The following is a 20,746-nucleotide window of genomic DNA, read 5'->3' on the forward strand; positions in this document are numbered from 1 at the left end:
TGTTGCGCCACAACAACTTTGACTATCTGTCAATAGAGGTAGATGACCATAAAATCACCATCGATTTCGCAATGTAGAAATTACAACGGAGCCGACATAAACGAGTCCGGCGAGGCCAATAATGATGACCAAAGCCGGCAGCATTGCCGTGATCAGCTGGACCGCGCAGGTCAGCGTGATCACGCCGAGCAGGATGCCGAAGCACCAGCCGATGGCGCGGTCGATCCAGTTGTTTTGTCTCATCCGCGCTCACCCGCCCGCTCTGCGATCCCCTCCAGTTCGGCGATCACGGCGAGAAGGGCGTCTCTGATCGCGTTGAATTCATAGGCCACTTCGATCATTTCGCCGTACCAGTACGGTCTGTCCGCTGCTTCCCACTGTCTGAATCGCTCTTCCCGCAGCCGGTCGAGCTCCGGGGCCGCCAACGGTGACAACTCCTTGACGTACTCGACGGAGGCGTCCAATTTCTCGCATGCCTCCCGTAGCAGCGGCGGATGTTCGTACGCCAGACTCATGGCGGACAGCTCTTCCTTGAGGTCCTCGTACTTATCCAGCAGGTCCTCGTGCGTATCCCAGAGGGTGCTGTCGTAGGTGATCATCAGCTGAAGTCCAGCCTCGTGATGATGAAGCCGAGCCGGTTGCGCAGCGCGCCGGGCAGCCGATCCCGCAAGACCAAGTACTCGTCAAGCTTGAAACCCGCGGCGGTCCTTCTGAGATCGATCTTGGGTCGGTCGAGGTTGACCTCGCCAAGCGTCATGCTGCCGTGCTGCACGAACGTGATGGTGGCAGCCCAGTACGTCTGCGCCCTGTTGCCGACGACGAAATCAATCAGGTCATGGCCGGGCGAGTGTGGCGCTGCCGGTGCCCGTACATAGAGTTCGGACGTCAGCGGCGGTGCCTGGTCCGGCTGCAACGCCAGGACAACATCGCGGCCCGCGTATCCCGCGTAGACATCGCACAGGACATCGCGGAAGGTGTCGACGGTATCGGCGAGTTCGTAGGGACTTTCGAAGCTGAACACATGTGGTGTGCGCTTGGACATGATGACCTCCTTGGTTGGGGATGAATGGGTGCAGCGAAGCGTGTCGGCAAACCGCCGCGACGCGGGGCCGGTGGTCGATGCACTCGCTTGGCGTGGAGCTGCGTACTGGTCGGCGTGCCCTCGATCGCGGACGATTTCAAGCGCGATGTGGTGCGCTGCGCATTCGTCGGCCGGTGATTCATTCGTGTTGGGCGCCATCTGCTTTCTCCTGTTCTGCTCTCGTTCTTTGAGGTTGGCTAACTACGACACCAACGATTCCTGATGAGCAGATACGGCGATACCCAGCGCAAATACCAATCTCGCCCGCCTCACGGCCCTAAACTGGGGTGCGCGCTGGGGTGCTTGAGAAGGTCGATTGAGGTAAGGGGAAGCGGTTGACGATCGAAGTTGCGGACGAAGGAGAGTCTTCGACCCGCCAGCCGTCATTCGAAACCGTTCAGAGGGATCTCAAGCAAGTGCGACAGCAGGAAGGCGTGTCTATCCGCCGAATTATCAGCCACGGCCTGAATCTCGCGCGGCTGAGCATCAGCATCGACGAGTTCCGTCGATCCGGGTCGCAACCTGAAACACTGCCGATGGCCACCAAGAGGGCGCTTGAGTGTGCGGTGCGCTCTTACGGCCCGGAGAGCGTGCAATTCATCCTCTTAGACACCACGCTCAATTTCGGTGGGACGCGGACGAATCTCACCCAGCGGCAGCAGACAGTCATGGACACGCTCGGCTATTATTCAAAGACAACCTATGAATCTTGGGAAAAGGACGTCTACTGGGATTTCGCCTTCAAGATTCAGCAGCAAGAAAAATCTTTCTGTAGTGCGAATGACGACACTGCCGCAGTCATCGCGAAGCTCCCGTTTGACCATCGTGTCAAGGTCATCCGAGTGCTGCTGGACGCGCGGGTGTCGATGCTGCCCGTCAACCAGGATGTGTTGGCCGAGGACGTCCTGAGGGCGCTACCGGGACTGTCGTCCATCGAGCAGTTACGCGGTCTGGATCCGCTAGGAAAGCTTGACCGAGTCATTCTCGTCGCGATTCGGTCAGAGTATTACGGTGACCTGAGACAAACAGGTAAAGGCTTGCCGGAGGATGCATTTCACATCATCAAGGAGATCCCACGGCATTATGTGGGGCGGCAGTTCTGGTTTCCGGGGAACGAGATGCTTGCGGCCGCGTTCGACAGTGTCTTAGTGGCGTTGCTCCGCGGCGGTGGCCGCACTCCCATAGGCCGAACGAGCAGGCCGGAGTTTGGAGACCTATGGTCACGCACCGACCGAGCTGAACTGGAAGCGCTCGCCGAAGGTGGCTGGTTCTTCGAGGGTGGCGAGCCAACGCTGCGCTTCGACCTGGCGCGACTCAGCGCGATGAACTTCCTCGCCACCCTGCTCGTCGAGCTTGAGACCGCGAATGTCTGGGATAAGTTGCTCTGGCAACTCCCGGCTCCCGAACCGTGGCCGCCGCCAAGAAGGCCTCCAGAAACGCGAAACCCCAACCGCCCCAAGAAGACCGGGGACAGTTGGGATTCTGACGATTAGCTCGGCTCGCTCGATGAACCGATTGTGACGCGGCGTCTGTCGCGAGTCGTCGATACGCCGATGGAGGGACTATCGCCGTCGTGTCATCCGTCGTTTGCCGATAAGTGCCGCCACGCCTGCGAGAATGACCGCGGCTGCGAGCGGTCCGAGCATCGCGATGCTCCCGCTGCTGATCGCATGTTGAAATAGGCCAGTATTCGGCGCGCCAACGGACTGACCGGTGCAGGTGCCGTACCCACCGGAGCCGTATGTGTTGCTTGTGTCGTTTATGCAGTTATATGTCGCCATTTGATTTTCCAATTTACGCTATTGATAAATTAACATAAACGCATTATTATTAAAACAAATTAATGTAATTTGGGTAGCAGTTCATTGCGAATGAATAGTGTGGAAATACGAGATCAATTGAAACGCATTCTCGACAAACAGATGGATAGGCAGGACTTCATCAAGCACATGGCGGTTGGCGCCGTTGCGCTGGTGGGTGGCGGTGTGCTGATCCGAATGGGTCTGTTGGGCAATGGTTCTGATCGAACGTCACGACAGGCTGGCTATGGTGATAGCGCCTACGGCGGTAGCAAGCAAGGCGGTGAACAGCCGGCGCGGAGGGCTGCCTGATGGCCCGGCTCCCGATTCCTGGCCAAGACAGCGGCACATGGGGCGACATCCTCAACGAGTACCTGTCTCAGGCGCACAAGACTGACGGCGCGTTGAAGGACAACGCGGTGACCGCGAATGTCCTTGCCCCAAATAGCATTACGAACACGGCGATTGCCGACGACGCGGTTAATGCTGCGAGCATTGCCAATGGATCGATTACCGAAGCACTGCTGGACGGCGGTGTAACGACCAAACTGAACCAGGCTGCACCGACATGGAGCACGCTCAGCGGCAAGCCTGCTGTTGTCGCGGCGGGATCGGACGGAGTCGCGGCGCGATCCGCCATCGATGCGATCGACCCTCAGACTTTGGCGACGGTCAGTCCTGCCCGGTCGCGACCGCTGGTGCGGAACCGGAAGAACTTGGCCCGGTTCGAGACAGCTTTGGCGACGAAAGCCAATCCGGTGATAACAGTGCTGGGCAACTCGATAACCTACGGCGTCGGCGCGGACGGCAGCGGGTCCACCACTAACGGATACTACGAGCCGTATCGACAGTACGCGTGGCCGGTGTTACTGCGGAAACTGTTGGCGGCCAGGGCGGGCCAGTTGCCATGCGAGAACTTCATCGGCCTGTCCGGATTGTTCGGCTACGCCGAGAACCCGCAGAACAGTGCAGGCACGATTCAGTCGGTAGGCCCATTCGGAAGCTTGACAGTCGGCGGACAGAACGGCGGCGGGATCGGTCTGCCTTCTACGTCGGCGAGTATCGACATCCCTGCGTCGAAGGCCGGCAGATTCACTGCCCTCGACGTGCTGTGTTGGGGCACCGCCTCGGGCACTGCCGGTTACAGGCCAAAGGTGCTCATTGACAACGTCGAGGTGTACGCCGGTGGCACGATCGCGACCGGCAACCTCGACGTCATCCCAATCACCGGCCTGTCGGACGCTGCACACAAGATCACCCTCGTCGGCACCGGCGTCAGCGGATGCTTTGTGGCCGGTGTCGTCACACGCCGATCATCGGGGATCATCGTCAACCGGATCGCTTGCCCCGGAGCGAGAGCGTCCGACGTGTCCGGTGCTGCTTACGGATTCACCACGGTGCAGCAGCAACGCAACATCGACGCCGCCGTCACCGCCGGATACTCCGACTTGGTGGTCATTCAATTCACCGCAAACGAGGTCTATCAGCAGCCTTCGCTGTCCGACTTTCAAACTGCGGTCAACAGCATCATCACCCGTGCTACCACCGGACACGGCGCGGCCTGCGTGCTCCTGCTCGGCGACCCGATGGTTACCAATGAGGAAACCGCCTATGCCATTAAAGGGTCGCAGTACCGCGCTGTACTGCAGTCGATCTCCGACTCCAATCAGTACGTCGCCTATGCGGATCAGAACGCACTGTTCGGGGATCGAACATCTGGTGAGGCCATGGGAATGTGGCCGTCCGGCACCGTTCACCCCGCCCTCGAGGGACATCGCCGGATGGCGGACTTCGTGCGCGACATCCTGCCTGGCAGCCTGATCAGCTCATCGGTCGGTGGGTCGAGCATCGACGGCACCATCGACAAGGTTAGTGCCGCATCAGCGGTGGCTATCCCGTCGGTGATCGCGGCCCGAGACGCTAACGGAAACCTGTCAGCCGATGCTTTTATCCCCGGCTCGGCGACGACGACCCCTTCCGGGACCACGACAACCCTGACTGCCAACGACGCCGAGGTGCAAATTTTCGCTGGAGGATCAGGCAATCAGACCGTGGTGCTGCCCACAACGAGCGTGGAGAAGGCCCGGCACTTCCGAATCATCAACTCCAATGCCGCAACGCTCATCGTCCAAGCATCGGATGCCACCTCGATCGGCCTGATTCCTATTGGGCAGAGTCTCGAAGTGACAGCGCTGCAAGCCACACCGACCACCTACAGCCACTGGAACAGTGCAATCGGTTCGGGCAACGGCTACACCTATCGGGATACCCCAGTGGGGGGATCAATCGCATTACGCAATGCGTCGGCGAACCTGTTGGCCGACGCGTTCGTGCCGACCAAGACGTCCACCGCGTCATCGGCGGGCACGTTGACGATGAATAGTGACTCAACGCAAGTGCAGGAGATCACCGGAACCGCCGTTCATACGGTGAGACTTCCAAATGGGGGAGTCACTGCCGGAATGGACTACCGCATCATCAACAACTCCACCGGCACTGTGACCGTGCAGTCATCCGGTGGAAACACAATCACTACCGTGGCCGCCGGATCGGCTGTGTTGTTCATAGCGCAGATCGATCTCCCGACTGCCACCGCCAACTGGCGTTAGGGTCTGCTGCACGATCAGGTGACATCTGAGTTGGCTTGCCCGTGGCGGGTGGGCTGGAAGGATGTTCCTGTGCCCAAGCCCTACCCTCGCGAGTTCCGTGACGATGTCGTCCGGGTCGCTCGCAACCGCGACGACGGTGTGACGATCGAGGCGATCGCCACCGATTTCGGGGTCCACCCGATGACGCTGCACAAATGGCTACGCCAAGCCGATATCGACGAGGGCGCCAAACCCGGCAGAAGTACCGGCGAGTCCGGTGAGCTGCGGGATGCGCGGCGTCGGATCAAGCTCCTCGAGCAGGAGAACGAGGTCCTGCGCCGGGCTGCGGCCTATCTGTCGCAGGCCAATCTGCCGGGAAAAGGCTCTACCCGCTCGTAGCTGAGCTCGCCGCCGACGGGATCCCCGTCGCGGTGACGTGCCGGGTACTCAAGCTCACCCGCCAGCCCTATTACCGCTGGCTGGCCAAACCGGTGACCGATGCCGAGATCGTCGAGGCCTACCGCGCCAACGCCCTGTTCGACGCTCATCGCGATGACCCGGAGTTCGGATACCGCTACCTGGTCGAAGAGGCATCCGATGCCGGCGAGCCGATGGCGCAGCGCACTGGTTGGCGAATCTGCACCCAGAACCGGTGGTGGAGTGTGTTCGGTAAGAAACGCGGTAAGAACGGCAAGGTCGGGCCACCGGTGCATGACGACCTTGTCGAGCGGGACTTCACTGCTGATGCACCAAATCAGCTGTGGCTCACCGATATCACTGAACATCGCACCGGCGAGGGGAAGCTCTACCTGTGTGCGGTCAAGGACGTGTTCTCCAACCGGATCGTGGGCTACAGCATCGACTCGCGGATGAAGTCCAGATTGGCCACCGCCGCGCTCAGTAGTGCGGTGGCACGCCGTGGCGAGGTGGCCGGCTGCATTCTGCATTCCGATCGTGGATCTCAGTTCAGGTCAAGAAGATTCGTCCGTACTCTGGGCCGCTACGATATGGTTGGGTCGATGGGCCGTGTCGGAGCGGCCGGCGACAATGCGGCCATGGAGAGTTTCTTCAGCCTGCTGCAGAAGAACGTCTTGGACCGTCGCTATTGGGCTACGCGCGAGGAACTGCGGATCGCGATCGTCACCTGGATCGAGCGGACCTACCATCGTCGCCGACGACAGACCGGCCTCGGGCGGTTGACCCCGATCGAATACGAAGCAATCATGACCACACCGGCCAGTCAGGCCGCGTGACCGAAACTGTCACCTGATCGTGCAGCAGACCCTTACTTCGCGGCAACAGGATAAATGAGTTCCATCGCCGAGCCTGCCAGACGTAATGCTGTAGCAGATCGCTACCACCCCGCGAAACACAGTTCCTTGTCGACTCTTTGACTGCATCGTAGAGCGGCAAGGTGTGACCAGATTTGAAAGACGAAGTACTGCAATATGTTTCATAGATGGCCTGCGGAATCTCCCCGTTGCCAAGTGCCTTGCCCTGCCGTCCGATGATCCGTACGATCAGACATCTGCCGCATCGCGGTTTCCCCTATCGGCGCAGTTCGGAAGGTCGAGATTGCGCGATGACTGACAACCACCCTGACCCGGATTGGTGGCACGACCCTGTCTTGTTAGCCCTCGATTTCACGCCAATCGTGGAATGTGACGCCATCACCAAGGCATGTGCAATTGTCGCCCATCGGGCGAACTGGCGATGCATTCTGACATGCGGCTGCACGCTGCTCCTCTGTGACGAGGTCTTGTGGATGGTCGCTCCCGGTCTGCTCGACTTCACCGACTACGCGTGCCCTGTATGCGGCAAATGCGGTGTCTTTATTGCTCGTGGTCGAGGGATCTAATCAGTCCGCCGGGATGCAGGCATCAGGCGATTGTGAGCCAATAGTGCTGTGGCACTTGATACCCCGCTCAACACGCGCCAGCTCGACGTGCTCAGTTGGATCGGCGAAGGCTGCCCCGACGGCCGGTGGACTAACACGTCCTACAAAGCAACTGCGGCGGCTTTGCAGAACCGGCGCCTGGTCACGGTCAGCAAGAGAGGCGGATGGAAAGCGACGATCGAACCAGCTGGTACCTACTACCTGAAGCACGGCGACTACCCGAGGGATCATTTTCCGAACAAGCGTCGGTCGTATAGCCGCGCCATTCGGTTGGCACATTCGGAGCAAGGAAATCCTCAGCGGTCGCTCACCCGTCCGGGTCCCGACGAGCCCACGCCGACCCGAAAGTTGCTGCAGGACATCATCGACGCGGGTGGCGTGCTCGAACTGAATACCAAGGGCGATGACACCAACTACGGCAATCTGGTCGCGATCATCAACAGGCGGCAGATGGCTCCGGACGGCCAGCAAGTGATTTTGTTGGATGGCGCCAGCTACTACCAGAAGGTGTTTCGACTGTCGTCGGTAGCGGAGTGGAAGACCCAGCCGCCAGCCGAGGTCGTGGCCGCTGACCGCATCGGGCGCTGGCATCCCGCGGTGGCGGCGCTGCGAAGCGAGAACCGGCTCAGTTCGATCGAATCACCACAGCGTCAGCGTGCCCTGCGATTGCTGCACGCTCTGGCCCGTGAGGCAGAAGCGCGCGGCTACACCGTGAATGAAGCGCCGAAACGGGAGCCACGCGGCTACGGCCACCACGATCATGACCATCTACCCGGCTGTGTGATCGTCGGCGTGACGCCGGTCAAGTGCGGGATCGGAATCACGCAACTACAGGACAAGGTGCCGCACGAGGCGACGGTGAAGGAACTGGAACGGGCCAAGCGGGAGTCGTGGTACCGGATTCCTACCCACGACTACGTACGGTCCAAGCGGCTGTCGATCACGCTGAACACCGATAGCCGGTATTCCTCGGAGGTGTCGTGGGCGGACACCAAGACGATCCCGCTGGAGTCGAGGCTGCCGGATGTCATGACCTTGTTCGAGCGCTGGGCGCTGATTCACACCGAACGCACCGAAGCCGAACGACTGGCAGAGATCGAGAAGCGCAACCGGCAAGAACGCGAGGATGAACTCGCCCGCGAGGCCTACGTGCAGCATGCGCTGGGGGAGCGGCTGATTGCAGACATGAGGGACTGGGAGTTGGCAGGCCGGCTGCGCCACTACCTCGCTGACATGGCCGAGTGCATTGGGCACATCACCGACGAGGAGCAACGAGCAGTAGCCACCGAGTGGATGCAATGGTGCGAGGAGTACAGCGGCAAGTGTGACCCGCTCACGAAGCCGATCCGTCAACCGAACGTCAAGCCACCGGACTACAACGACCTTCGGGACTTCCGCCAGCGCCTCGGCTTCGGCCAGCGTTGGTGAGGTGCACCTGCCCTACCCGTCGATCTGAGCGCGGTGCGTCACCGAATTTGTCGGTGCGACGTGTCACGCTTATTCGAGGTGCTCGTTCTCACGACGACAGATGCGGCGGCCCTCATGGCACAAGGCAAGGCTCGCGTTCACGAGTTGGCGGCCGAATTCGGCGTCACGGCGAAAGACATACTCGCCCTCCTGAGCGGCTGGGGCGAGTTCGTGAAATCTGCGAGCAGCACGGTCGAGGCACCGCTCGCTCGACGGGTGCGCGAGCACTACGCCGCCCGACCACCCCGGCCCATTACAGCTCGCGACTACGGAGCCTCGGCTGGGTCCAACCGCTCCGCGCTGCGCGATGACAACGACTTCGCGGCCGCAGTCGAACGGGCTCGGCGGCGGAGTCGTCGCACGGCTCCGAGCGACCACAAGCCGGGCGAGATCGAGGCAGCGCTCTACCGCTGCGTCATCGACCCGACGCGCACCAGGCACGGCGGCTACACGCCCGAGGATCGGGACCGTGTAGAGCGGCTGTTACGGCGGTGGCTGGAAACCTGGCTGGACGACATGGCCGAATGGATCAGAGTCAGCGGTGGTCAGCATCCGGATGTTGCGGTGAAACTATGCGCGGCGGGTCTCACGCCCGCTGACGCCAATCTGCGTCTCGGTTTCGGGCGGATCGATGCCACCCGCGACACGATCATTCGGCGAGTCATCCGGGGCGCCCTGGGAGTCAGGGACGCCGTGAGCCAGGTAAAGGAGTATCGCCGTTCGCAGTCGGCCACTGGCACTGACTGACTAGTGATCGCGAAGCCGGCGTAGCTCCGTCTGGACAATCGCGAGCTGGACAATCGCGAGGTTGTCAAGCATGCGCGCGCCTTCGTGGTCGGCGCGGACCCACGAACGACAACAACGCTTAGAGCGTTCGGCAACGTCGGTGGAGATTCTCGCCGCGCCGAGAGACACAAACAGCGCAGCGTTGTCGCACCGGTCACCTAGGCTGGATGCGCATGCTCCGCTGGGCGCCAAAAGTGCCTCTGACCTGCAACAATACCTACGCAGATGATATAATTGAAAACAATTGTCAATAAACGGTGCTACACCGAAGGAGATTCACGCACACATGACCGAGCTGACGACCGTCCGCCTTATCAACCTGCGTACGAGGGTGGTGGCGTGGTAATGGCTCCTGTAACGAAGGAGGCTCAGCGCGCTGAACTCCACAAGACGATTTGGCGAATCGCGAACGATCTGCGTGGCGCCGTCGACGGCTGGGACTTCAAGACATACGTGCTCGGCATGCTGTTCTATCGGTTCATCTCCGAGAACCTCACTGCGTACCTGAACGAGCAGGAACGCGCAGCCGGTCAAACTAACTTCGACTACGCAGCCCTTGGTAACCCAGACGCAGAGTTCGGCCGCGAGGAGACGGTCAAGGAGAAGGGCTTCTACATCCTCCCGAGCGAGCTGTTCGTCAACGTCCGCAAGCGGGCCGCCAAAGACGAAAACCTGAACGAGACGCTCCAGAAGGTCTTCAAGAACATCGAAGGTTCGGCCGTTGGGACGGACAGTGAAGACGACCTAAAGGGTCTGTTCGATGATCTGGACGTCAACAGCGCCAAGCTAGGGAATACGGTCGCCAAGCGCAACGAGAAACTCGTGAAGCTGCTCGACGCCATCGGTGACCTGAATCTGGGCGAGTTTAACGACCACGCGATCGACTCGTTCGGTGATGCCTACGAGTACCTCATGACGATGTATGCGTCGAGCGCTGGCAAGTCCGGTGGCGAGTTCTTCACACCCCAAGAGGTTTCGGAACTACTGGCGCGAATCACGGTGGTTGGCAAGAAGTCGGTTAACAAGGTGTACGACCCCGCCTGCGGATCGGGTTCGCTGCTGTTGAAGTTCGCGAAGGTGCTTGGCAAAGACAATGTCCGCCAAGGCTTTTTCGGTCAGGAGATCAACCTGACCACCTACAATCTCGCGCGCATCAACATGTTCCTGCACGACATCAACTTTGAAAAGTTTGACATCGTGCATGGCGACACCCTCACTGATCCGCTGCACTGGGATGATGAGCCGTTCGAAGCGATCGTCTCTAATCCGCCGTACTCGATCAGATGGGCGGGCGACGGCGACCCGCTGTTGATCAACGACCCGCGATTCGCGCCCGCTGGTGTGCTTGCGCCAAAGTCGAAGGCCGACCTCGCCTTTACGATGCACATGCTGTCATGGCTGGCTGTGAACGGCACAGCTGCGGTCGTTCAGTTCCCTGGTGCCCTTTACCGCGGCGGTGCGGAGCAGAAAATTCGCCAGTACCTCGTCGACAACAACTACGTGGATGCTGTGATTCAGCTTCCGCCTGACCTCTTCTTCGGCACAACCATCGCGACGTGCATCTTGGTGCTGAAAAAGTCGAAGAAGGCGACAGACGTCCTGTTCATTGATGCCTCGGCAGAGTTCCAACGACTTGGCAAGAAGAACAAGCTGATCGCTGCCAGTCAGAAGAAGATTTTGGATGCCTACGCGAGTCGCGAAGGCATCGATCACTTCGCCAAAGTCGTTGCTTACAAAGACATCAAGGTCAATGGCTACAACTTATCGGTGTCGTCGTACGTTGAGGCCAGGGACACGTCGGAGGTGATCGACATCACCGCGCTGAATGCAGAGATTGCGGAAATCGTTTTGCGACAATCGAAACTACGCGAGGAGATCGACGTGATTGTCGCTGAACTCGAGGGCGCGTCGTGAGCCGGATTGACGATTTGATCGCCAAACGTTGTCCGAATGGGGTTGAGTTCGTTCGATTGGGCGACGTCGTACGCATTCGCAACGGGCGCGACTATAAGTCCCTTGGCGTGGGTGATGTACCGGTCTATGGGACAGGCGGCGTCATGACGTACGTCGACACGGCCGCGTATGCCGAGCCGTCAGTGTTGATTCCGCGCAAGGGGTCTTTAGACAAGCTCTACTACGTGGACGTTCCCTTCTGGACGGTCGATACGATCTTCTATACGGAGATCGGTGAGCAAGTAGTACCGAAATTCCTCTACTACTACCTTCTTACGCAACACCTCGACGAAATGAACCAGGCTGGCGGGGTTCCAAGCCTCACCCAAACCATGTTGAACCCTTTGCCGATACCCCTACCGCCTATCGAAGTGCAGCAGGAAATTGTCCGTGTGCTTGACACGTTCCAGCGTCTGGAGGCGGAGCTAGAGGCGGAGCTAGAGGCTCGGCGACGTCAGCATGCTCACTACTCCAGTACTCTCTTGACGTTCGGTAGCGATGTGCCGCTGGTCCCGATGCGGGAACTCTGTAAGATATCTCGTGGCCGAGTTATCTCGCGAGACTATTTGCGGGATAACGAAGGGCCTTATCCGGTGTACTCGTCTCAAACGCAGAATCACGGCATCTTTGGCTTCATCGATTCCTACGATTACGACTTCGAGTCAATTACGTGGACGACGGATGGGGCCAATGCGGGCTCAGTTTTCTTCCACACGGACGAGAAGTTCAGTATCACCAACGTCTGCGGGCTACTGCGTGTTGTAGATCAGACGATTGTGTCAACGCGGTACATCTACTACCAACTTGCAAAGCGTGCGAAAGCCTATGTCAGCGCAGGAATGGGCAACCCTAAGCTGATGGCTGGGCCGATGGGCACGATTGAGATCCCTGTTCCGCCACTTGAGGAGCAAGACCGCATCGTCTCCATCATCGACAAGTTTGATCTGCTAGTGAACGACACGGCGGTCGGCATTGTGGCCGAGCTCAACGCCCGTCGTAAGCAGTACGAGTACTACCGAGACCGCCTGCTGACCTTCGAGGAGTTGGTCGCATGACCGACGGCAAGGCGGTCCGTTACGACCCAATCGCCGTCTCCGCTGAGAGCACGGTCGTCGCTGAGTTCGTCCCTGACGACAAAGCAGCTGATTCGTACCAGTCCGAGGCTGACCTCGAACGAGAGTTCATCAACATCCTGCGATCACAGGAGTATGAGTACCTATCGATCACGAACGAGAAGGAGCTCGTCGCCAACCTTCGTGCCAATCTTGAAGCGTTGAACGGCATCACGTTTTCTGACTCCGAGTGGAAGCGGTTGTTCAACGAGAAGATCGCCGGTGCGAATGAAGGTATCGAGGAAAAGACTGTCCGTATCCAGGAAGACTACGTTCAGATCCTGACGCGCGATGACGGTTCGACCAAGAACATCAAGTTGATCGACAAAGCGAACATCCACAACAACACGCTGCAGGTCATCAACCAGTACGAGGTCGGTCAGGGCGAGGGCGGCGCCAAGTACGCCAACCGATACGACGTGACAGTGCTCGTCAACGGCCTGCCGATGGTGCACATCGAGTTGAAGCGGCGTGGTGTCGTGATCCGCGAGGCGTTCAACCAGATTAGCCGCTACCAGCGGGACAGTTTTTGGGCCGGCTCTGGCCTGTTCGACTACGTGCAGCTGTTCGTCATAAGCAACGGCACGCACACGAAGTACTACAGCAATACGACGCGTCGCCAACACATCAAGGAAGCCGCTGGATCGTCGAAGGCCAAGAAGACTAGCAACTCGTTCGAGTTCACATCATGGTGGGCTGATGCGGCCAATAGGCCGATTCAAGACCTAACGGCTTTTGCAACAACGTTTTTCGCGCGGCACACACTTCTCAACATCCTCGCGAGGTACTGCGTCCTCACCGCCGACCGACTACTGTTGGTGATGCGCCCGTATCAGATCGTCGCAACTGAGCGCATCCTGCAGAAGATCGACATCTCGACCAACTACAAGCAACTCGGCACCCTGGCCGCCGGTGGCTACATCTGGCACACCACCGGCTCGGGCAAGACACTGACTTCGTTCAAGACCGCGCAGCTGGCATCAAAGCTCGAGAGTGTCGACAAGGTGCTTTTTGTGGTCGACCGCAAGGATCTCGACTACCAAACGATGCGCGAGTACGACCGGTTCGAGAAGGGCGCTGCGAACTCCAACACCTCGACGAGCGTGCTGAAGAAGCAGCTCGAAAACCCGAGCGCCACCATCATCATCACGACGATCCAGAAGCTCGCGACGTTTATCAACGCTCCGGCGAACAAGAACCATGCGATCTTCAGCGGCCACGTCGTGATTATCTTCGATGAGTGTCATCGATCGCAGTTCGGTGACATGCATCAGGCCATCACGAAAGCGTTCAAGCGCTACAACCTGTTTGGCTTCACTGGCACACCGATCTTCGCCGTGAACTCCGGCACAGGTGGCAACCCGCAGCTTCGCACGACACCCCAAGCGTTCGGCTGCTACTGGCACGGTGATCCGCGGAACTGCGCTGAGCGGCATTCGACAGCAGCGCACACGTACACCATCGTCGACGCGATCAACGACAAGAACGTGCTGCCCTTCCGCATCGATTACGTCAACACCGTCAAGATGCCAGCGGGCATCACGGACAAACAGGTGTCGGCCATCGACACTGAGAAGGCACTACTGGCACCCGAGCGAGTGCGTCAGGTCGTGGAGTACACGCTGGAGCATTTCGACCAAAAGACCAAACGGAGCCAACACTATTCGCTCGGTGAGCGTCGCGTACACGGCTTCAATGCGCTGTTCGCCACCGCGTCGATTGAGGCCGCGCGCATTTACTACAACCAGTTCGCCATCCAGCAGGAAGATCTACCGCCAGACAGGCGCCTCAAGGTCGGGTTGATCTACTCGTATGCCGCCAACGAGGCCGTTGAAGATGGGGCGCTCGATGAGGAAGAATTCGAGACGGGGCAGCTCAACTCGTCCGCTCGCGAATTCCTCGAAGACGCGATCCAGGACTACAACGACCTGTACGGCACCAGCTTCGACACGTCCAGCGACAAGTTTCAGAACTACTACAAGGATCTGTCACTCCGCCTGAAGAACCGCGAAATTGACGTCGTCATCGTGGTCAACATGTTCCTCACCGGTTTCGACGCCACGACGCTCAATACACTGTGGGTCGACAAGAACCTGCGATCCCATGGGCTCATTCAGGCGTACTCGCGTACTAACCGAATCCTGAACTCGGTCAAGACATACGGCAACATCGTCAGCTTCCGAGATCTTGAGGAAGAGACCAACGACGCCATCGCGCTGTTCGGCAACAAGGATGCGGGCGGCATCGTGGTCCTCAAGCCGTACGTCGAGTACTACGGCGAGTACGCCGATAAGGTTTCCGAGCTGCTGCAACAGTTTCCCCTGGGAGTGCAGATCGTTGGCGAAGCCGCACAGAAGGCGTTCATCGCCCTGTTTGGTCAGATCCTGCGCTTGCAGAACATCCTGATGTCATTCGATGACTTTGCGGGGAATCAGATCCTCACCGATCGCCAGGCTCAGGACTACCGCAGTGTTTACCTCGACCTGTACGCCGAGTTCCGCAGTGACGCGAATGCTGACAAAGAGTCAATTATCGATGACGTTGTCTTCGAAATCGAGCTCATCAAACAGGTCGAGATCAATGTCGATTACATCCTGATGCTCGTGCAGAAGTACCGTCAGGCGAAGGGTGACGGCGAGGACAAGGAGATTCGCGCTGAGATCACCCGGGCCGTCGATGCCAGCCCAAGCTTGCGCAACAAGAAAGACCTCATCGAAGATTTCGTTGACTCGATCTCCGCTACAGGCGAGGTCGATGAAGCGTGGCGAGAATACGTGGCCGCTCGTAAGACAGTCGAACTCGACCGGATCATTTCCGAGGAGAACCTCAAACCGGACGAGACCCGCGAATTTATCGAGACGGCCTTCCATGACGGCGCGATTCAGGTGACTGGCACGGCCATCATCAAGGTGTTGCCGCCGGTTTCGCGCTTCGCTGCTGGCGGTGGTCACGGGGAGAAGAAGCAGCGGGTACTCGAAAGGCTCGCCGAGTTCTTTGAGAGATTCTTTGGATTGGGCTCGGGCAGAGGGCTCGCTGATGACTAACTACGACGAGACGTCCGCGCCACAGCAACTTGGGGCGCATGCAGATGGCAGAACGGTGGGAGATCTGCTGTGACCGATACCAGCTATCCGCTGTGGTCAGACGAGCCCACCGCTCGCGACCTCCTGTCATTCGACGCTGTTGCGGCAACTGTGGTTGACGCGGTTCTTGACGACAAGCTCGACCCGATAGCACTCGGACTGTCGGGCTCATGGGGCAGCGGTAAGACCAGTGTTCTGGAACTCGTGAACGCGCAGCTTGAGGCGCGAAACGCGAATGCCGAGGACAACCACATTCTTGTGATCTCAACCCAGCCGTGGCGATATGACCCGGCGGTCGGCCCCAAGGAGAGCCTCATTGCGGAGGTGCTTGATGCGCTTGGCGGCGAGATCAAGCCAGGGACCGGCGAGAAAGCCAAAGAGATCCTCGGCAAGCTTGTTGGTCGGGTGAACTGGTCCAAGGCATTCAAGATCGCCGCGAAGGCCGGTGTGGCGCTGCAGTTGCCGTCGATCGATGACTTGCTCGGTCTCATCAAGGAGGACCCGGGCAATGTCGAATCCCCAGACCGGGGCTTGGCCGGGTTTCGCGAGGACTTCGCATCACTGCTGGCTTCCGATGGGCTCAAGCACATTTCCCGCACAGTTGTCCTCGTCGATGACCTTGATCGCTGCCTGCCCGAGACCGTAGTTGAGACACTGGAGGCGATTCGGTTGTTTCTGTCCACCGAGGGCATGTCTTTCGTTATCGCCGCCGACGAGGACCGGGTTGCAGACGCAATCCAGCAACGACTGGGCACCTCCGATGAAGGCGCCAACGGCGTTGAATCACCAGCTCGGCTCTACCTCCACAAGATTGTGCAAACGACGGTCCCCCTTCCCGCACTGAGCCAGTTCGATACCAATGCCTACCTATTCCTGTTGCTTGTAGAGCGTGACATTCAGCCGGACGTGTTCAACAAGCTGGTTGACTCCTCGGCCAGCCTTCGTCTGCAGAGCGGTTCACTCGACGAACTGGAGATTCCGAGCGACGTCGATGTGACCTCCCAACTCGCCACAGCCTCTCGGCTAACCCCGATGCTCTACGAAAAATTTCGTGGTAACCCGCGGCGGATCAAGCGCTTTCTCAATGATCTAAACGTTCGCCAATCCGTGGCCCAACGCCGTGGTATCACGCTTTCATCGGACGCCGTCGCCAAGCTGATGATGTTGGAGCGTTTGCTTCCCGACGATTTCGCGGTCGTGCTCGACTGGCTCGCCACGAACCAGCTACGCAACAAGCTTCAGGCCCTTGAGAAACTCGCCAACGAGCCCGACATCCCTACGGAAGAGCAGAGCACTAACGAGGTTCCCAAACAGGGTTCAGCGAAGGGCAAATCCGCCCAAGAGAATGACAGCCCGCCCGTAGAGCCAACTGGCGATACCGACTTCTCCGACACCCTGCAGCGTTGGGCGAAACTGCCGCCGCGCCTCAGTGATGCCGACGTATCAAGCTACCTCGTTCTGGCGGCATCTTTCGAGGGCAAGCAGCTGATCAACGAAGGGCTGCCTGAGCGCCTACGCGACGTCGCCAGCGCCCTGATCTCGTCCACCAAGGTCGATCGCGACGGTGTCACCGATGACAACCTCAAGGCACTCAACGTGGCCGATACGAGGACGCTCATTACACATCTCGGGAGTCTGACGCGGGACCAACCCACCATCCAGCGCTACTCGGTCGCCGGCATGCTGCGCCTCGCGGGCACTCACCCAGGCAACGAAGATGTCGTGATAACCGCGTTGAAGTTGCTCCCCGCCGCGGACGTCACAGTTCCTAGCGTCATGCTGCTGAAGCCAGAATCGTCCGAGTATGAGGCTGTACTTTCCACCTGGGATGCCTCCAACGCTTCTCAACAGGTGAAGCAAGCGATCACGGCTGTTCGATCCGGTTGGAGCGGAAGCAGTGGGAACTAGCGGGGCGTTCGGCGGGAGCGGCGGCAAAGCTGCGAAGGACCTACGCGACTCAATCGCTGACTGGCTTGATGATGCGCCAGTTTCGCAATCACCCAGGCCAGCGGATGCTGCGACGGATCCCAATGGTGGCGACGGTACGTCAGGAGTGCCCGGGGCGGACGGCCAACCTGGACAAGCAGGATTGCCACCTACGGGCATGGATCTGCGGCCGATAATTCGAATCTTGACGGGCGGCGGTCGTGGTGGCGACGGTCCTGGGGGTGGTGGCGGATCTGGTCGTGCGGGTGGTGGCACTGGTGGATCGGGTAGATCCGGCGGCGGCGCACAGCGCTCGTTGGGTGCCACATCGCGAGCGGCTGGTCGTGCCGGAGCGTTGGCCCGGGCCTATGTGTCGGGTGATCGTGTCGCGCTGGAGACCGCGGGTCTGAACTACGATGCGCTTCTCGCTCTCGGCGACGTGGTCAGCATCGGCACCAAGATCGTTGAGGCGGCCTTTGAGACGCGCGCCGACAGCACGATCGAGGATGCAGAGAATCGCGAGATCGTTGCCGATATCGTGACGTGGATCCTCGACCATCCCGAGGCCCAGCAACCGACCCCCGAGGAAATCGTCCGTAAGTCCATCGAAACGATCATCGCGGATACGGTGCTGACTGAGGCCGGGGACCGAATTCGCCAAGAACGGTCTAGGGAGAAGCGTCGGGCAGCTGAGCTGGAAATCCGTGAGGCAGCTGAGGTCTACGCCAGCCAGGTAACACTTACCAACACGGGTGCATCAGAGCGCGAGATGGCTGCGGCCATCGAGGGCGGCATCCGCGAGCTCGGTGAGATCTTTGGGGGCCAGAAGTGACGGACTTCTTGCTCACCATCGACGAAGAGACGGCCGCGGGCGCCCCCGGCTTTGAAGAGGTATTTCTCTGGACACGCTCTGCCCCTTCAACTTTCACCGGCACGCTCGATCCTCACCTGGAAGCCTTCGGTCCGGTGCGCCCAGAGAACGTTGACTTCGTCAGACTTGCTCTAGGCGTCTTCTCAGCAGACCGATCTGTTCGGCGTGCGTCCCGCGGTGCCGACTGGAATGCTCGCGACATCACGCTGACGGTCGAAGTCGGCAACCCAAGTATCTGGCAGGAGCAAGCTGAGGAGCTGGCTGAGGTTGTTGGCTTCCTGACTGGCGATCGTTGGTCCTTCACTTTCACCCAGGCGCCGTCCAAGGAGTCCGACGGGCAGTTACCGATCGACCCACCGCCTACCACAACCGTTTTGCTTAGTGGCGGAGCTGATTCCGCCACTGGGGCGCTCGTCACCGCATTGGACCTGCCGAAGGGCTCAACGCTCCAGCTGGTGTCCCACTTCAGTGCCAACGCGGTCTCGCCATTCCAAACCGACCTCGTGAATCGCATCCAACAACTGGTGCCAGGCCGAACAATCGTCCATCGCCAGAACAACCTGAACCGCCGTGCGAGGCGGCCAGATGGCTCTCGCTTTCCCAGCGAGTCATCGAATCGATCCCGATCGCTCCTGTTCCTGGCACTGGGTCTTGCTGCCGCGGAACGGTCGGGCCAGACGCTACTAATCCCCGAAAACGGCTTTGCCTCGCTCAACCCGCCGCTGGGTGCGGAGCGGCGGGGTGCACTCTCGACGCACACCACGCATCCCCGCTTTCTGCGTGACCTCGTGGGCATCCTTGCGAAGGTGGGCGCGCACGGCGCGATACACAACCCCTTCGAGTTGATGACTAAAGGCGAGATGTTCGCCGAGGTTGCACGGCGGATCGGGAAGACGGAGGCGTCAAACTATCTGAGTGCCACCAACTCCTGCTCGCACACAGATGCTCGTTACAGCGGCGCATCAGCCGGGGCCCAGTGTGGCGTCTGTTTCGGCTGTCTCATGCGACGTGCGTCCTTCCACGCGGCAGAGATTGAGGACCGGACAGAATATCTCTGTAACGACCCAGCGAACCGCTTCGCGGAGTTTGTCGCTCAAAAGTCGATCATCGAGGCCATGCGCGACTTTGCGACCGAGGACCCGAAGCCGAGCATGGTCATGACGATGTCACTGCCGAGCGACTATGCGCCGGAAGCGGCGTTAGATCTCTGTCAGCGCGGCATCGCGGAACTGAGGGCCTTCCTGCCATGAGCCGGGCGCTACCACCACTGGACCTGCACGCGCACGTAGACCCTGGCGTATCTCCACGTTCACTTGAGCAACTCGGTGCTGTTGTCTTTGTCGCAACGCGTTCACTTGACGAGTACCAACAAGCCAGCAGCCGTACAGACGCGGTGACCGTGTGGGGTGTCGGATGTCATCCGGGAATTGCTACTGCTCAGGCCGCATATGACGAGGATTATTTCTCTTCCGCGCTAGCTGCCACCCCCTACGTCAGCGAGGTGGGCCTAGATGGCAGTTCGGCTGTCCCGATCGATCGGCAAGTGGAGGTCTTCGGGTCGATCCTGGCGCAGGTGTCAAACAGACCCCGGCTCATCTCGATTCACAGCAAGCGGGAGACAACCCGCACGATCGATCTGATCGAGCAGTCAGGCGTGCGTGGGTCAATCCTCCATTGGTGGCTCGGATCGGTGTCCGACACGCAACGCGCAATAGAGCTTGGGTGTCTGTTCTCGATCAATCGGAGCATGGACGTCGGACGGCTACTGAAAGCCGGCGTACCTCTGGACCGCCTTCTGCCGGAGACCGATCACCCGAGCGGCAACAGAAGGGGTGATGGCCCACGTCAGCCGGGGTGGACCTTTGACGTCGAGCAGGTAGTGGCGGCGAGCTACGGGATCGGTGTGGATGATGTTCGGCGGCATTTCTGGGACACACTTGTACGTGAAGTTGATAGATGCGAGCTGGTCGATTTGATGCCGCCCGTTGTACGAGCGATGCTTCGCCAAGCCCGCAGCGCGCGTTCGGATTAAGCGTGCAAACCGAGATAGGAGCGGTTAGCGTTCCCGTCCATGCGTATCCCGCATCCGCACGCCCCGGTTCAGCAACGCTCGGCGGACAGTGCCAGCTTCAGCGCCGAGGTGTGCGCCAATCTTCGCAAGCGACTCACCCAACTCGTATAGG

The 20,746-nt window shown here is 59.6% G+C and carries 15 protein-coding genes and 1 pseudogene; 13 read left to right on the forward strand and 3 right to left on the reverse strand.

What is annotated here, in order from left to right; all coding sequences use genetic code 11:
- Positions 1 to 54: 54 nt before the first annotated feature.
- Genes G6N44_RS00665 through G6N44_RS00675 form a run of 3 tightly spaced genes read right to left on the reverse strand, consistent with a single transcriptional unit; the run spans position 55 to position 1,042 of the window.
- Complete coding sequence (locus G6N44_RS00665; protein ID WP_163660248.1) at positions 55 to 243, reverse strand: hypothetical protein; 189 nt, start codon at positions 241 to 243, stop codon at positions 55 to 57.
- The gene (locus G6N44_RS00670) at positions 240 to 599 is read right to left on the reverse strand and encodes a hypothetical protein (protein WP_163660250.1); all 360 of its coding nucleotides are present in this window, start codon (positions 597 to 599) and stop codon (positions 240 to 242) included. The genes G6N44_RS00665 and G6N44_RS00670 overlap by 4 nt, the downstream gene beginning before the upstream one ends.
- Positions 599 to 1,042, reverse strand: a complete 444-nt coding sequence (locus tag G6N44_RS00675) for a hypothetical protein (protein ID WP_163660252.1) — start codon at positions 1,040 to 1,042, stop codon at positions 599 to 601. Before G6N44_RS00675 ends, G6N44_RS00670 begins: the two co-directional genes overlap by 1 nt.
- 374 nt (positions 1,043 to 1,416) lie before the next feature.
- Here G6N44_RS00675 and G6N44_RS00680 point away from each other — a divergent pair, with 374 nt between their 5' ends.
- The 13 genes and pseudogenes from G6N44_RS00680 to G6N44_RS00740 all read left to right on the forward strand — a co-directional run bounded on the left by G6N44_RS00680 (position 1,417) and on the right by G6N44_RS00740 (position 20,595).
- The gene (locus G6N44_RS00680) at positions 1,417 to 2,574 is read left to right on the forward strand and encodes a hypothetical protein (RefSeq protein ID WP_163660254.1); all 1,158 of its coding nucleotides are present in this window, start codon (positions 1,417 to 1,419) and stop codon (positions 2,572 to 2,574) included.
- A 378-nt stretch (positions 2,575 to 2,952) separates the two neighbouring features.
- The gene (locus G6N44_RS00685; protein WP_163660256.1) at positions 2,953 to 3,192 is read left to right on the forward strand and encodes a hypothetical protein; all 240 of its coding nucleotides are present in this window, start codon (positions 2,953 to 2,955) and stop codon (positions 3,190 to 3,192) included.
- Positions 3,192 to 5,489, forward strand: a complete 2,298-nt coding sequence (locus tag G6N44_RS00690; RefSeq protein ID WP_163660257.1) for an SGNH/GDSL hydrolase family protein — start codon at positions 3,192 to 3,194, stop codon at positions 5,487 to 5,489. The genes G6N44_RS00685 and G6N44_RS00690 overlap by 1 nt, the downstream gene beginning before the upstream one ends.
- A gap of 69 nt (positions 5,490 to 5,558) precedes the next feature.
- Positions 5,559 to 6,721 (forward strand): IS3 family transposase gene (locus tag G6N44_RS00695; protein WP_163660260.1). Its coding sequence is split into 2 segments (ribosomal slippage): positions 5,559 to 5,843 and positions 5,846 to 6,721, totalling 1,161 coding nucleotides; the frame shifts between segments, so codons are not numbered across the junction.
- Between the two features lie 653 nt (positions 6,722 to 7,374).
- Positions 7,375 to 8,793 carry a hypothetical protein gene (locus tag G6N44_RS00700; protein ID WP_163660262.1) on the forward strand — a complete coding sequence of 473 codons (1,419 nt, stop codon included), beginning with the start codon at positions 7,375 to 7,377 and terminating at the stop codon, positions 8,791 to 8,793.
- Positions 8,794 to 8,907: 114 nt separating this feature from the next.
- Positions 8,908 to 9,058, forward strand: a pseudogene (locus tag G6N44_RS29330) (translation initiation factor IF-2 N-terminal domain-containing protein); the annotation flags it as partial.
- A gap of 905 nt (positions 9,059 to 9,963) precedes the next feature.
- Positions 9,964 to 11,532, forward strand: a complete 1,569-nt coding sequence (locus tag G6N44_RS00710; RefSeq protein WP_163660264.1) for a type I restriction-modification system subunit M — start codon at positions 9,964 to 9,966, stop codon at positions 11,530 to 11,532.
- A complete protein-coding gene (locus G6N44_RS00715; protein ID WP_163660266.1) occupies positions 11,529 to 12,626 on the forward strand; it encodes a restriction endonuclease subunit S in 1,098 nt (365 codons plus the stop codon). The genes G6N44_RS00710 and G6N44_RS00715 overlap by 4 nt, the downstream gene beginning before the upstream one ends.
- Positions 12,623 to 15,727 (forward strand): type I restriction endonuclease subunit R, encoded by a 3,105-nt coding sequence (locus G6N44_RS00720; protein ID WP_163660268.1) that lies wholly within the window; start codon positions 12,623 to 12,625, stop codon positions 15,725 to 15,727. Before G6N44_RS00715 ends, G6N44_RS00720 begins: the two co-directional genes overlap by 4 nt.
- A 69-nt stretch (positions 15,728 to 15,796) precedes the next feature.
- Complete coding sequence (locus G6N44_RS00725) at positions 15,797 to 17,674, forward strand: KAP family P-loop NTPase fold protein (RefSeq protein WP_163660270.1); 1,878 nt, start codon at positions 15,797 to 15,799, stop codon at positions 17,672 to 17,674.
- A gap of 457 nt (positions 17,675 to 18,131) precedes the next feature.
- Positions 18,132 to 18,524, forward strand: a complete 393-nt coding sequence (locus tag G6N44_RS29335) for a hypothetical protein (protein WP_163660272.1) — start codon at positions 18,132 to 18,134, stop codon at positions 18,522 to 18,524.
- Positions 18,521 to 19,813: a hypothetical protein gene (locus G6N44_RS00735; RefSeq protein WP_163660274.1), complete on the forward strand. Its 1,293-nt coding sequence runs from the start codon at positions 18,521 to 18,523 to the stop codon at positions 19,811 to 19,813. The genes G6N44_RS29335 and G6N44_RS00735 overlap by 4 nt, the downstream gene beginning before the upstream one ends.
- Positions 19,810 to 20,595, forward strand: a complete 786-nt coding sequence (locus G6N44_RS00740; protein ID WP_163660276.1) for a TatD family hydrolase — start codon at positions 19,810 to 19,812, stop codon at positions 20,593 to 20,595. The genes G6N44_RS00735 and G6N44_RS00740 overlap by 4 nt, the downstream gene beginning before the upstream one ends.
- The last annotated feature ends 151 nt before the right edge of the window (positions 20,596 to 20,746 follow it).

It is taken from the genome of Mycolicibacterium alvei (genome assembly GCF_010727325.1).
GTDB lineage: Bacteria > Actinomycetota > Actinomycetes > Mycobacteriales > Mycobacteriaceae > Mycobacterium > Mycobacterium alvei.